Origin of the sequence: Streptomyces sp. NPDC005017 (assembly GCF_042873115.1) — a bacterium.
Classification (GTDB): Bacteria; Actinomycetota; Actinomycetes; order Streptomycetales; family Streptomycetaceae; genus Streptomyces.
Genome location: NZ_JBIALD010000004.1, coordinates 434437 through 447755, shown reverse-complemented (window position 1 = coordinate 447755; position 13319 = coordinate 434437). Strand labels below are relative to the sequence as shown.

Annotated in this window: 11 protein-coding genes and 1 pseudogene; 8 read left to right on the top strand and 4 right to left on the bottom strand. The window is 72.0% G+C overall.

The features are described 5' to 3' along the window. From ACFYR0_RS09235 to ACFYR0_RS09220, 4 genes and pseudogenes are all read left to right on the top strand, one after another. Positions 1–884, top strand: a pseudogene (locus ACFYR0_RS09235) (extracellular solute-binding protein); the annotation flags it as partial. A 14-nt stretch (positions 885–898) separates the two neighbouring features. Continuing rightward, positions 899–1897, top strand: a complete 999-nt coding sequence (locus tag ACFYR0_RS09230; RefSeq protein ID WP_389323729.1) for a carbohydrate ABC transporter permease — start codon at positions 899–901, stop codon at positions 1895–1897. 31 nt (positions 1898–1928) lie between these two features. Then, positions 1929–2768, top strand: coding sequence for a carbohydrate ABC transporter permease (locus ACFYR0_RS09225; RefSeq protein WP_389323785.1), 840 nt, complete (start codon positions 1929–1931; stop codon positions 2766–2768). A 188-nt stretch (positions 2769–2956) separates the two neighbouring features. After that, positions 2957–4327 carry a GH1 family beta-glucosidase gene (locus ACFYR0_RS09220; protein ID WP_389323726.1) on the top strand — a complete coding sequence of 457 codons (1371 nt, stop codon included), beginning with the start codon at positions 2957–2959 and terminating at the stop codon, positions 4325–4327. 41 nt (positions 4328–4368) lie between these two features. Here the strand turns inward: ACFYR0_RS09220 and ACFYR0_RS09215 are convergent, their stop codons facing one another. Next, the gene (locus ACFYR0_RS09215) at positions 4369–5388 is read right to left on the bottom strand and encodes a LacI family DNA-binding transcriptional regulator (RefSeq protein ID WP_389323723.1); all 1020 of its coding nucleotides are present in this window, start codon (positions 5386–5388) and stop codon (positions 4369–4371) included. Between the two features lie 233 nt (positions 5389–5621). Here ACFYR0_RS09215 and ACFYR0_RS09210 point away from each other — a divergent pair, with 233 nt between their 5' ends. Together ACFYR0_RS09210 and ACFYR0_RS09205 are read left to right on the top strand one after the other, a co-directional pair. Beyond that, positions 5622–7808 carry a discoidin domain-containing protein gene (locus ACFYR0_RS09210; RefSeq protein WP_389323720.1) on the top strand — a complete coding sequence of 729 codons (2187 nt, stop codon included), beginning with the start codon at positions 5622–5624 and terminating at the stop codon, positions 7806–7808. Between the two features lie 212 nt (positions 7809–8020). Beyond that, positions 8021–8473 carry an iron chaperone gene (locus ACFYR0_RS09205; RefSeq protein ID WP_389323717.1) on the top strand — a complete coding sequence of 151 codons (453 nt, stop codon included), beginning with the start codon at positions 8021–8023 and terminating at the stop codon, positions 8471–8473. Positions 8474–8489: 16 nt separating this feature from the next. Here ACFYR0_RS09205 and ACFYR0_RS09200 read toward each other — a convergent pair whose 3' ends face one another. Continuing rightward, positions 8490–9617, bottom strand: a complete 1128-nt coding sequence (locus tag ACFYR0_RS09200) for a sulfite oxidase (protein ID WP_389323714.1) — start codon at positions 9615–9617, stop codon at positions 8490–8492. A gap of 173 nt (positions 9618–9790) precedes the next feature. On the opposite strand from ACFYR0_RS09200, the gene ACFYR0_RS09195 reads away from it, so the two are divergent. After that, the gene (locus ACFYR0_RS09195) at positions 9791–10408 is read left to right on the top strand and encodes a TOPRIM nucleotidyl transferase/hydrolase domain-containing protein (protein WP_389323711.1); all 618 of its coding nucleotides are present in this window, start codon (positions 9791–9793) and stop codon (positions 10406–10408) included. Positions 10409–10634: 226 nt separating this feature from the next. Further along, positions 10635–11246, top strand: a complete 612-nt coding sequence (locus ACFYR0_RS09190) for a hypothetical protein (RefSeq protein ID WP_389323708.1) — start codon at positions 10635–10637, stop codon at positions 11244–11246. 51 nt (positions 11247–11297) lie between these two features. Here ACFYR0_RS09190 and ACFYR0_RS09185 read toward each other — a convergent pair whose 3' ends face one another. Both ACFYR0_RS09185 and ACFYR0_RS09180 read right to left on the bottom strand, forming a co-directional pair. Next, the gene (locus ACFYR0_RS09185; protein WP_389323705.1) at positions 11298–12107 is read right to left on the bottom strand and encodes a carbohydrate-binding protein; all 810 of its coding nucleotides are present in this window, start codon (positions 12105–12107) and stop codon (positions 11298–11300) included. A 37-nt stretch (positions 12108–12144) separates the two neighbouring features. Beyond that, positions 12145–13074 carry an AraC family transcriptional regulator gene (locus tag ACFYR0_RS09180; protein ID WP_389323702.1) on the bottom strand — a complete coding sequence of 310 codons (930 nt, stop codon included), beginning with the start codon at positions 13072–13074 and terminating at the stop codon, positions 12145–12147. Positions 13075–13319: the final 245 nt, after the last annotated feature.

Sequence of the window (13319 nt, the reverse complement as noted above, 5' to 3'; positions counted from 1 at the left end):
GGCCAGGACCCCGCCGCCGTCCCCCTCTACTCCATGGCCTACGCCCTCTACTACAACAAGCAGATCCTCACCGACGCCGGCATCACCCACCCCCCACCACCTGGGACGAACTCACCACCGCCGGAAAGAAGATCCGGGCCGACGGCAAGCAGGTCCTCGGCGCCGAGGGCGCCAACCCCGCCGAGAACGTCCACCACGTCTTCACCCTCGCCAAACAGCACGGCGCCGACTTCTTCACCCCCGACGGCGAACCCGACTTCACCAACCCGAAGATCGTCACCGCCGTCAAGCAGTACATCGACCTCATGGCCACCCACCAGGCCATCCCCGCCGGCAACGCCGAATACGCCCAGAACCAGTCCGTCGCCGACTTCGCCACCGGCAAGACCGCCTTCCTGCTCTGGCAGTCCGCCTCCGCCAACCTCACGTCCCAGGGCATGGACGAGGACGCCTACGGCGTCGCCCCCGTCCCCGTCCAGAACGGCACCCCCGGCACCGGCACCCAGACCAACTCCATGGTCGCCGGCATCAACCTCGCCGTCTTCAAGAACAGCCACAACCTCGACGGCGCCACCCAACTCGTCAGATTCCTCACCAGCGACACCGAACAGAAGATCCTCAACCAGGCCTACAGCAGCATCCCCCCGGTCCGCGCCGCCCAGGAGGACCCCGCCTTCGACACCCCCGCCAACGCCGTCCTCAGGCAGACCCTCGCCACCAGCGCCGCCGCCCTCCCCCAGGTCGCCGACGAATCCCAGTTCGAGACCGCCGTCGGCACCGCCGTCAAGGAACTCTTCGCCGACGCGGCCGCCGGCAAGAAGACCACCACCGCCACCGTCAAGGCCGCACTCGACAAGGCCCAGCAACAGATGCCGAACAGCTGAGAGCGAAGCCCTCCATGACCACTACCGTCACCCCCCGGGAGCACGGGGCGAAGACGGTGCGGGCCGGGAAGCGTCCCGGAGCGAAGGGGAAGGCCCCTCGCTCCGGGCGGCTGCGCCGCATCGGACTGCCCTATCTGCTGCTCCTGCCCGCGCTCGTCTTCGAACTCCTCGTGCACCTCGTGCCGATGCTGATGGGCATCGTCATGAGCTTCAAGGAGCTCACCCAGTTCTACATCCGCGACTGGGCCGCCGCGCCCTGGTCCGGCCTCGACAACTTCAAGATGGCGGTGGACTTCGACGCCCCCGTCGGCGAGGCGCTGCTGCGGTCCTTCTGGACCACGTGCCTGTTCACCGTCTGCTCGGTGGGCCTGTGCTGGCTGATCGGCATGGCCGCCGCGGTCTTCCTCCAGGAGCAGTTCCGCGGCCGCGGCCTGCTGCGCACCCTGTTCCTCGTGCCGTACGCCCTGCCGGTCTACGCGGCCGTCATCACCTGGGTGTTCATGTTCCAGCACGACAACGGCCTGGTGAACCACGTCCTGCACGACCAGCTCGGCCTCACCGACGAGCCGTCGTTCTGGCTGATCGGCGACAACGCGTTCTGGGCGCTGCTGACCGTCTCCGTGTGGAAGGGCTGGCCGTTCGCCTTCCTGACCCTGATGGCCGGCCTCCAGAACATCCCCCGGGACATGTACGAGGCCGCGTCGCTGGACGGGGCGGGCATGTGGAAGCAGATCCGCCACATCACCCTGCCGGCCCTGCGCCCGGTCAACCAGGTGCTCGTTCTGGTGCTGTTCCTGTGGACGTTCAACGACTTCAACACGCCGTACGTGCTGTTCGGCAAGGCGGCGCCCGAGTCCGCCGACCTGATCTCGGTGCACATCTACCAGACGTCGTTCCAGACCTGGAACTTCGGCACGGGCTCGGCGATGTCCGTCCTGCTGCTGCTGTTCCTGCTGGTCGTGACCGGTGTCTATCTGCTCGTCACCAACCGAGGAAGGAAGGCCGGTGTCTGACACCACGCAGCGAGAGGCCGTCCGCTCGCCGATGGCCGCCCCGCGGTCCTTCCTGTGGAGCCGGCGGATCTTCCTCACCCTGCTCACCGGGTTCGTCCTGCTGCCCGTGTACGTGATGATCTCCAGCTCGCTGAAGCCGCTGCGGGACGTCTCGGGCAAGTTCCAGTGGATCCCGTCGGAGCTGACCGTCAGGCCGTACTTCGACATCTGGGAGACCGTTCCGCTCGCGGACTACTTCGTCAACTCCCTGGCCGTCTCGGTCGCGGCCACGGTCTGCTCCGTCGTCATCGCGATCTTCGCGGCGTACGCGGTCAGCCGGTACGACTTCCGCGGCAAGCAGGTCTTCACGGTCACCGTGCTGTCGACGCAGATGTTCCCCGGCATCCTCTTCCTCCTGCCGCTGTTCCTCATCTACGTCAACATCGGCAACGCCACCGGCATCGCGCTGTTCGGCTCCCGGGGCGGGCTGATCCTGACGTATCTGACCTTCTCGCTGCCGTTCTCCATCTGGATGCTGATCGGGTACTTCGACTCGATCCCGCGCGATCTGGACGAGGCCGCCAAGGTCGACGGCTGCGGGCCGCTCGGCGCGCTGTTCCGGGTGATCGTCCCGGCGGCGGTGCCCGGCATCATCGCGGTCTCGGTGTACGCGTTCATGACCGCCTGGGGCGAGGTGCTGTTCGCCTCGGTGATGACCAACGAGACCACCCGCACCCTCGCCGTCGGTCTCCAGGGCTACTCGACGCTCAACGACGTGTACTGGAACCAGATCATGGCCGCCTCGCTCGTCGTCAGCCTGCCCGTGGTCGCCGGGTTCCTGCTGCTCCAGCGCTACCTGGTCACCGGTCTGACCGCGGGTGCCGTGAAGTAGCACGGCCGCACCCCACGGGCCCTGCCGTGCGGCGGCCCGGCCGGGCGCCGCGGGGCCGGGCCGGGGCCCGCACGGCCCCTGCCCCGCGCCGCGGGCAGCCGGCCGGCCCGGCCCTCGGCGGGAGCGCTCCCGCCGGGTGCGGCGCACCCCTTTCCCCTGCTTCTGCTCGCCTTTCTGAGAGGTTCTCCGTGTCCGATTCCGCAGCCCCGTCCGACCTCGACCTGGCCGCTTTCCCGGCGGACTTCACCTGGGGCACCGCGACCTCCGCCTACCAGATCGAGGGCGCGGTGGCCGAGGACGGCCGTGCCCCCTCCATCTGGGACACCTACTCGCACACGCCCGGCCGCGTGGACAACGACGACCACGGCGATGTGGCGTGCGACCACTACCACCGCTGGCCCGAGGACGTCGCCCTGATGAAGGAGCTCGGCGCCGGCGCCTACCGGATGTCCATCGCCTGGCCCCGCGTCGTGCCCGGCGGTGACGGCCCGGTCAACGCGGCGGGCCTGGACTTCTACGACCGGCTGGTGGACGGGCTGCTCGAGGCGGGCATCTCGCCCTCCGTCACGCTGTACCACTGGGACCTCCCCCAGGCGCTCCAGGACCGCGGCGGCTGGCCCGAGCGCGCCACCGCAGAGCACCTCGCCGCGTACGCCTCCGTCGTCGCGGAGCGCCTCGGCGACCGCGTCACCCAGTGGGCCACCCTGAACGAGCCGCTGTGCTCGGGCTGGATCGGTCACCTGGAGGGCCGGATGGCCCCCGGACTGACCGACCTCACGGCCGCCGTGCGGGCCTCCTACCATCTGCTGCTCGCCCACGGCCTGGCCGTGCAGGCGGTCCGGGCCGCCGCGCCCGGCGCGCGGATCGGCCTGGTCACCAACCACTCCACGGTCGAGCCGGCCTCCGCGAGCCCCGAGGACGCGGCGGCCGCCGTCCGGCTGGACGGCCACACCAACCGCTGGTGGCTCGACCCGGTCTACGGCCGAGGCTTCCCCGCGGACATGCGCGAGCTGTACGGCGTGGAGCTGCCCGAGCGCGCGGGCGACCTGGAGATCATGGCCACGCCCACGGACTGGCACGGTCTGAACTACTACTTCCCGTCCGTGGTCACCGACGACCCGCAGGGCCCCGTGCCGTACGCCCGTGAGGTGCGCGTTCCCGGCGTGCCGCGCTCCGGCATGGACTGGCCGGTGGACGCGGCCGGTCTGGAGGGCATGCTGATGCGCCTGACCGAGGACTACGGGGTGCGCCGCATCTACGTCACCGAGAACGGCTCGGCCTACCCCGACACCGTCGCCGCCGACGGCAGCGTGCACGACCCCGGGCGCACCCGCTACCTGGAGGAGCACCTGGGCGCCTGCGCCCGCGCGATCCGCAAGGGCGCGCCGCTCGCGGGCTACTACGCCTGGTCCCTGCTGGACAACTTCGAGTGGGCGTACGGCTACGACAAGCGCTTCGGCCTGGTCCACGTCGACTACGCGACGCAGAAGCGCACCGTCAAGAGCAGTGGCCGCCGCTACGCGGACATCGTCCGGGCCCACCGCGGCGCCACCTCCTGAAGACCCCTGACCGGGGCGCGACACGGTCAGGGGCGCCCCGGTCAGGCCGACTCCCGCACCACCAGTTCCGGCTGGAACACCACCGAGGCACCCGCCTCGGTGGTGTCGTGCAGCTGCTCCACGAGCAGCCGGGCCATCGCCGCGGCCATCTCCTCCACGGGCTGGCGGACCGTCGTCAGGGCGGGGCGGCACTCGGTCGCGGCGCTGGAGTCGTCGAAGCCCACCACCGCCACGTCGCCGGGCACCGCGACGCCCTGCTCGCGCAGATACTGGCAGGCGCCCTGTGCCATCAGGTCGTTGGCCGCGAACACCCCGTCCAGTGCGGGGCGTTCGCGCAGCAGCCGGGCCATCGCGCGCCGCCCGCTCGCCACCGTGAACAGCCCCTTGACCACGGGTACGTCGCTCACCCCGGCCGCGGCCAGCGCCTGCCGGAAGCCGTCCAGGCGCTGCCGGGCGGCCGGAGCGGAGTCGGGGGCGGCGATGGTGGCGAGGCGACGGCGGCCGCGGGCCAGCAGATGCCGGGCGGCGAGCCGGGCACCCGCCTCGTTGTCCAGGTCGACGCAGCCGGTGCCCAGCCCCGCCGCAGGGCTGCCGAACAGTACGGTCGGCACGCCCGCGGCCACCAGCATCCCCGGCATCGGGTCGTCGACGTCGAGCGAGACCACCATGGCTCCGTCGGCGGCACCCTGCCCCAGATACTCCACCGCCTGTCTCCTGGCCTGCTCCGACTCGGCCACCAGCAGGACGGGCTGGACGCCCCGCTCGCGCAGGAAGCCGAGCGCGCCGTCCACCACGCGCCCGAAGAACGGGTCGGCGAAGACCCGCGCGGCGAAGGCGTCGCCCGTCGCGGAGAGCACCAGGGCCACCGCGCCCGTGCGGCGCGTCACCAGTGACCGGGCCGCCTGATTGGGTGTGTATCCGGTGCGCTCGACGGCCAGCCGCACCGCTTCCTGGATCTCCGGGTCCACATTGCGCACACCGTTGACCACCCGTGACACGGTCGCCCGCGACACCCCGGCCTCGCGCGCGACGTCCTCCAGAGTCGGTCCCCTCTTCGCCACCCAGGCACTTTAACGCCCTGTCGCCGTCCGGGTACGCGCGGATGCCGCCCGAGCGCCGCGATGTGGATCTTGTCGGCGCCATGGCCTGATCCGGACGGCACCTCCCAGATCCCTGAAGGCTTAAGGCAAGTCAAAAGAAAAGTGCCGCACGAACCTTGACCGGCCACCGACAGGCGGGCAAGGTTCCGGGAGAGCGCTCTCCCCGTTTCCGTTGTGTAAAAAGAGGAGCCCCCATGCTTCCAGTCGGGACGCCGCCGGTCCTCCGGCGCTCCACCCCGGCAGCCAGACGCGCCGCCGCAGGCGCTCTGGTCTCGACCCTGATCGGCACCCTGCTCGCGCTCGGTCCGACCACCCCGGCCGGTGCCGCCGAGACCCTGCTCTCCCAGGGCCGCACCGCCACCGCGTCCTCCACGGAGGGCGCCTCCTTCGCGGCCTCCGCCGCCGTCGACGGCAATCTCACCGGCACCCGGTGGGCCAGCCAGTGGAACGACAACCAGTGGTTCCAGGTCGACCTCGGCCAGAGCGCCGCCGTCAGCCGCATCGTCCTCACCTGGGAGGCGGCGTACGGCAAGGCCTATGACATCCAGCTCTCCGACAACGGCACCGACTGGCGCACGGTCCGCTCCGTGACCGCCGGCGACGGCGGCACCGACGACCTCACCGTGTCGGGGACCGGCCGCTACGTCCGGCTGCAGGGCATCACCCGGGGCACCGGATACGGCTACTCCCTCTGGGAGTTCCAGGTCTACGGCGGCGGGGACACCGTCCCGCAGCTGCCCGGCGGCGGCGACCTCGGCCCCAACGTCCATGTGATCGACCCGTCGACGCCCAACATCCAGGGCCAGTTGGACGCGGTGTTCCAGCAGCAGGAGTCGGCCCAGTTCGGCAACGGCCGGCACGCCTTCCTGTTCAAGCCGGGCACCTACAACAACCTCAACGCCCAGATCGGCTTCTACACCCAGATCGCCGGTCTCGGCCTCAAGCCCGACGACACCCTGATCAACGGCGACATCACCGTCGACGCGGGCTGGTTCAACGGCAACGCCACGCAGAACTTCTGGCGTTCGGCGGAGAACCTCGCGGTCAACCCGGTCAACGGCACCGACCGCTGGGCCGTCTCCCAGGCCTCCTCGTTCCGCCGGATGCACGTCAAGGGCGGCCTGAACCTCGCCCCGAACGGCTACGGCTGGGCGAGCGGCGGCTACATCGCCGACTCCAAGATCGACGGCCAGGTCGGCAACTACTCGCAGCAGCAGTGGTACACCCGGGATAGCTCCATCGGCGGCTGGTCCAACTCCGTGTGGAACCAGGTCTTCTCGGGCACCGTCGGCGCCCCGGCGACCGGCTTCCCCGAGCCGCGCTACACCACGCTGAACAACACCCCCGTCTCGCGTGAGAAGCCGTTCCTCTACCTCGACGGCAACGACTACAAGGTCTTCGCCCCCGCGCTGCGCACCAACGCCCGCGGCACGACCTGGGAGTCGGGCACCCCGCAGGGCCGGTCCGTCCCGCTGAGCGACTTCTACGTGGTCAGGCCCGGCACCTCCGCGGCCACCATCAACCAGGCCGTGAACCAGGGCCTGCACCTGCTGTTCACGCCCGGCGTGTACCACGTCGACCGGACGATCCAGATCAACCGGGCCGACACGATCGTGCTCGGCCTCGGTCTCGCCACGATCATCCCCGACAACGGCGTGACCGCGATGCGGGTCGGCGACGTCGACGGCGTGCGGCTGGCCGGCTTCCTGATCGACGCCGGACCGGTGAACTCCACCACCCTGCTGGAGGTCGGCCCGCAGAACGCGAGCGCGGACCACACCGCCAACCCCACCACCGTCCAGGACGTCTACATCCGCATCGGCGGCGCGGGCGCGGGCAAGGCGACCACCAGCATGGTGGTCAACAACGACGACACGATCATCGACCACACCTGGGTCTGGCGTGCCGACCACGGCGAGGGCGTCGGCTGGGAGACCAACCGCGCCGACTACGGCGTCCGGGTCAACGGTGACGACGTGCTGGCCACGGGCCTGTTCGTGGAGCACTTCAACAAGTACGACGTCGAGTGGTACGGCGAGCGCGGCCGCACGGTCTTCTTCCAGAACGAGAAGGCCTACGACGCCCCGAACCAGGCCGCCATCCAGAACGGCGCCACCAGGGGCTACGCGGCCTACCGGGTCGACGACTCGGTGAACACCCACGAGGGCTGGGGCCTGGGCAGCTACTGCTACTACAACGTCGACCCGACGATCCGTCAGGACCACGGCTTCAAGGCACCGGTGAAGCCCGGCGTGAGGTTCCACAGCCTGCTGACCGTCTCGCTGGGCGGGAACGGGCAGTTCAACCACGTCATCAACGACACCGGCGCCCCCACCGAGGGCACCGCGACCGTCCCGTCGACCGTCGTCAGCTTCCCCTGACGGTCCCCCGGGTCACGCACCCCACTGGTGTGACCTGACTCCCCGACTCCTTCCCGGGCGGCGGTCCAGTCCCCGCTGCGCCGCCCGGGAGACCTCGGCGTGGGGCGGCCCGGAGGTCTCGGTGGTGCTTTCCGTGGTGACCACGGATGCCGCCTCCCGCCGCACGCGAGAGGCTGTGTGCACCAAGGACGGAACACCACGAGGGAGACACGATGAGCGCCGCCGAGAAGGGCACGTACGAGGGGTTCACGGCCGAGGAGCGGGCCGCGATGAAGGAGCACGCCCAGGAGGCGAAGAAGGCCGCGCGCCGCGGCTCCCGCGCGGAGAAGGAGGCCGAGGCGGCCCGGGACGTGCTGGCGAAGATCGCCGAGATGGAGGGCCAGGACCGGGTCCTGGCCGAGCGCGTGCACGCCCTGGTCACCGAGAACGCCCCGCAGCTCGCGCCGAAGCTCTGGTACGGCATGCCCGCCTACGCCCTGGACGGCAAGGTCCTCTGCTTCTTCCAGAGCGCCGCGAAGTTCAAGGCCCGCTACGCCACGCTCGGGTTCAACGACCCGGCGCAGCTGGACGACGGCTCCATGTGGGCCACCACCTTCGCGCTGACCGACGTGACCGACGAGGTGGCCGGGCGGATCGCGGAGCTGGTGAAGCGGGCGGTGGGCTGACCGCCGTACGGCGGCGTCAGGGGGCGGGGAGGCAGTGGACGACGTGCCGGTGCACCTCGTTGTTGGCGAAGCCGCCGCGGTTCCACGGAGGCCGGTCGGGCTGCCGGTTGCCGCGCGCGTCGGTGGCCCGCGCGCCGAGCAGGTGCCGCCCCGGTTCGGCGGACCAGCTCAGCCGCCACCGGCGCCAGGCCCAGCGGTGCGCGCTGCCGGCGGGCGGGGGCTCCAGCTCGGCGGGCCGCCAGGTGGCACCGTCGTCCGTGGTCACCTCCACGGCGGTGACGGGCGCACGCCCCGACCAGGCGCGCCCCTCCAGCTCGACGGGGCCCGGCCGGACGACGCGGGCCCGTGACATGAAGTCGGGGAACCCGGGCGGCAGCAGCAGGGCGCGCGGCGCGATCCGGGTGACGGCCTCGCCCTCGTCCCCGGCCTCCCGCCGCAGCCGGTAGGCGACGGCCTGCTGGAAGCCGGTGAACGGGGTGCCGCTGACGGTGACGGCGCGCAGCCACTTCACATGGGCCATGCCGTACCAGCCCGGCACGATCAGCCGCAGCGGGTGGCCGTGCTGGGGCGGCAGCGGCGCCCCGTTCATGCCGTGGGCGACGAGTACGTCGTCCTCCTCGCCCAGGGCCACCTCCAGGGGCAGCGCGCGCCGGTAGTCCTGCTCGACACCGCGTTCGACGCCGTGGTCCGCGCCGGTGAACACCACGTCCACGGCGTCCTCGGCGGCACCGGCCTCGGCGAGCAGGTCGCGCAGCGGTACCCCGGTCCAGTCGGCCGTGCCGACGGCGTCCGTCAGCCAGGGCTGGCTCACGGGCCGGGGAGACAGCAGGGCGCGGCCGTTGCCCGCGCACTCCAGGGTCACGCGCCGGGTGACGGCCGGGCGGGCGCGCAGCTCGGCGAGGTCGAGGGTCAGGGGGTGGCGTACCCGGCCGTCGACGGTCAGGGTCCAGGTCCGGTCGTCCGTGGCCGGGATGTCGTAGTGGGTCAGGACGTAGTGCAGTCCCGGTGGGGTGACGTCGTAGCGCAGGGCTTCGAGCGGCAGCCCGTGGTTGCGTGCGGCCAGGGCGAGTTCCTCCCGGCTGATGCCTTCCTCCGGGCGGGCCGTCCGGGCGGGAGCGCTGACGTCGCTGAGACGCTGTCCCATGCGTCAAGTCTGCGCCCGCCCGGCCGGGGTCCACCACCGCGGGGGCACGCGCGGGCGGTCCGGTCACGCGGGGTGCGCGACGCGGCCGCCACCGTGGTCGGGGGCCGGTCCGCCGCCTCCGGCCTGCGGAAATCCCCTGGCGCGGCCGGGCGGGCAGGCCGGAGACTCGTCCCATGGCGGATATGAGGTCGTTCGGGGAAGCGGTCGTCGCGTGGGCAGCGGGCGGGCCGGGCGACCGGGCGCGTGAGCTCGCCGGACAGCTGGGGGTCCGCACGGTCGTCCTGCTCGAGGGGCCGAGCGACGCCGCGGCGGTCGACGTCCTCGCCGCCCGGCGCGGCCGGGACCTCGCCGCCGAGGGTGTCTGCGTGCTGTCGATGGGCGGCGCGATGAACGTCGGCCGTTTCGCCGGTCTCCTCGGTCCGACCGGCCTGGGTCTCGCGCTCACCGGCCTGTGCGACGAGGCGGAGCGCGGCTACTACGCCCGCGGCCTGGACCGGGCGGGTGCGGCGGACCGGCGGTTCTACGTCTGCACGGCGGATCTGGAGGACGAGCTGATCCGGGCCCTGGGCGTGGACCGGGTGAGAGAACTCGTCCGCGCGGAGGGCGAGGTCCGCCCCCTGGAGACCTTCCTGCGCCAGCCCGCCCAGCAGGGCCGCCCCGCCGGCCAGCAGCTGCGCCGCTTCTTCGGCACGAAGAAGGGCCGCAAGATCCGCTACGGCACGGTCCTGGTCGAGGCGCTCGACCTCGACGCCGTACCCGAACCGCTCGACGGGTTGCTCGCGGGTCTGTGAGCGGGGCGCACATCCGCGCCGCGATCCCGGCTCCGGGTCCCGTCGGGGTCCGGGCCTGATCCGAGTCCCGTCCGGTGCGGGCCTGATCCGGGCCTGATCCGGGTGCGGGTCGGAGCCCGATCCGGGTACGGGCCTGACCCGGGTGCGGGTCCAGGTACGGGTCGGAGTCCGATCCGGGTGCGGGCCTGATCCGGGTGGGGGTCCGGGTTCGTAGCGCAATCCGTTCATGGGAACCGACATCCACGGGTTCGTCGAGTACCGCGCCAAAACCGTGTGGCGGACCGGCGGTTCGCTGGCCGCCCTCGGGATGGGCCGGGACTACGACGGGTTCGTCTGCCTGTTCGGGGTGCGGGACTTCGGCGGCCGGTGGCGACCGGTCGTCGGGCAGCGGGGGCTGCCCGACGACGTGTCGGACGTGGTCCGGGCGGAGCACGCGTCATGGGGCGACGCCGCGTTCGGAGCCACGTGGCTGGGGTGGGACGAGGTGCTCGGCGTCGACTGGGACGAACCCTCGCTGCCCCGGGGAGCCGGAGTCTCGCGCTACCGCCGCGAGCCCGACGGGACGCTGCGGCTGGTCCACCGGCACGACTGGAGCCGGGCGTTCGGCCGGGCCAGCGGGGTCGACACCCTGACCACCGATCCGGACCTGGCCGGTGAGCTGTGGGACGAGGGTGCCGAGTGGGACACCGGCGGCACCGTGTTCCGCGTCGAACGGGCCCGCCGCCGCGACATGGTCCCCGCCGACGGCCCATGGGGTCCCGTCTGGGACGTCATGCGCACCCTGGCCGGGAGCCACGGCGACGCCCGGGTCCGTCTGGTCGTCTGGTTCGACGAGTAGACGGACGGGCGTACGTCCGGACTCCCGGCCGGGACCCGCTCCCCCTCGGGGTCAGGCGGCCTGCCACAGGGCAGGCACGTACGGGGGTTCCCAGCCCGGCTGGGCCGTGTGGGTCTGGAGGCAGAGGTACGCGCGGCCCCCGTAGGTGACGCGGTCGCCGCCGCGGTACGTGGCACCGACGGTCCACGTACCGCCCGGTGTGGGGGTGGGGCCGGGGTCCTGGGGTACGGCGAGGACGAAGTCGAAGGCTCCTTCCCGGCCGCCGCCGCCCGCGTCCCGTACGGCCATGATCAGCCGCGGGTCGAAGATCGTGTCGGTGTTGTTGCGCGGCTCGTTCGGGAAGTACAGCTGGGTGGTCAGCACGGGCCGGTTCGGCGCCTGGACCTTGACGTGGATGTGCCGGGTGCGGCCGGGGTAGAGGCCGGGCACGATCGTGGTCAGGGCGAAGGAGCCGCGCGAGTCGGTGAACTGATGGCCGCGCAGCCGGAACCCGGTGTTGTCGTAGGCCCCGTTGGTGTCGGCCTGCCAGAAGTCCAGCAGGGCTCCGGCGATCGGACGGCAGGCGAGGCCGAAGACATAGCCGGAGACGGTCAGCCGCGTGCCGGGCATGCCCGGTTCGAGGAGGCTGGTGCGCTGGGGCGAGCGGGGCTTGAAGTAGGGGCCCTCGGTCTGCGACGGAGTGGGGTCGTCGCCGTCGTCGCAGGGCGGGGTGAGCTCGGGCGAGGAGCCGGTCTCGGCGAAGGTGCGTGCCAGCGCCGGGCCGCCGAGCATGGCGGCGGGTATGGCGGCGGTGGCCGCAAGTGCCGCGCGCAGCACGGTCTTTCGGGGGATCGCGCGTTCGGGGTTCGTCTCGCTGTCCATTGCTGCTCCTTGTGGGGGCGGAGGATCGGCAACGAACCTAGGCGTGCGGCCTGGGGGCTTCGATGGACGGATGACGGCGGCTGTGGTGTTTTCGGAAGGCTCCGGGGCTGGTACCCGTCTCCCTGCGGAAGAAGCGGCTGAAGTAGGCGGGGTCGGCGAATCCGGTGCGCGCCGCGACCTGCCGTACGGACAACTCGGTGTGGGCGAGCAGCTGTTGGGCCTGGTACGCGCGGGCCTCGATCAGCAGCCGGCCGGGGCTGCGGCCGGTCGCCGCCCGGACGGCCTGGGTGAGGTAGCCGGGCGTGACGCCGAGATGTCCCGCGCACTCCCTCACCGTCCAGCCCGCCGCCTGCCGGCCGGCGATCAGCCGGGTGAAGGCGTCGGCCAGGGCGGTCGGCCGGCCGGGCGACGGAGGACGCCCGCCGTCCCGGCAGGGCAGCCGGTCCGCGCGGACGACGAGGACATGCAGCAGCGACCGCAGTACGCTCTCGAAGCCGGGGTCGCGCCGCCGGTGCTCCCCCACCAGCTCGGCCATCAGCCTCCCCGTGCGCGCGTCGTCCCCGGGGTCCAGCGCGAACCAGCAGCGCTCGCCGAGGCGCCGCAGCACCTCGCGGTCCTCGGGGTGGTCCACCAGGAAGTCGTCGGTGAACAGCACGAGCGTGCCGTCCAGGTCGCGGCCGCCCTCCCAGTGGTGCACCTGCCCGGGGCTGATCACGGCGAGGTGCGGCGGGCGTACCGGCCAGCGGGCGAGGTCGACCACGTGCGTGCCGGAGCCGGCGGTGACGTGCACGATCTCGTGGAAGGTGTGCCGGTGCGGGTCCTCGGCCCGGGACAGCGGGCCCACCTCGTCGAAGGACCCCGCGGCGAACGGCGCGGCGCCGGGGACGACCTCGAGGCGGTGCAGGGGCACGTCCCCGGGCGGCGGCTCGGGACAGGGAGTCCCCGGTAAGACGGTGGTGGCACGCATCGGCTCTCCTCGCCACAACAGGTACAGACCAATCGGCAAGGTTCACACGATCCCACGCCGCGCCCTCACGGGAAACGGCCCAGAGCTCTCGGGAAACGGCCCCGAACTCGCGGGAGACGGGCCCAAAAAGAAACGGCAAGGAGTCATCCACTCCTTGCCACTCTCAACGTATAGCGCACGGGGGGACTTGCCGCAAGGCCCCCGTCCTGTCGCACAATCACAGGCCGAAGACCACAAGCTGTGCG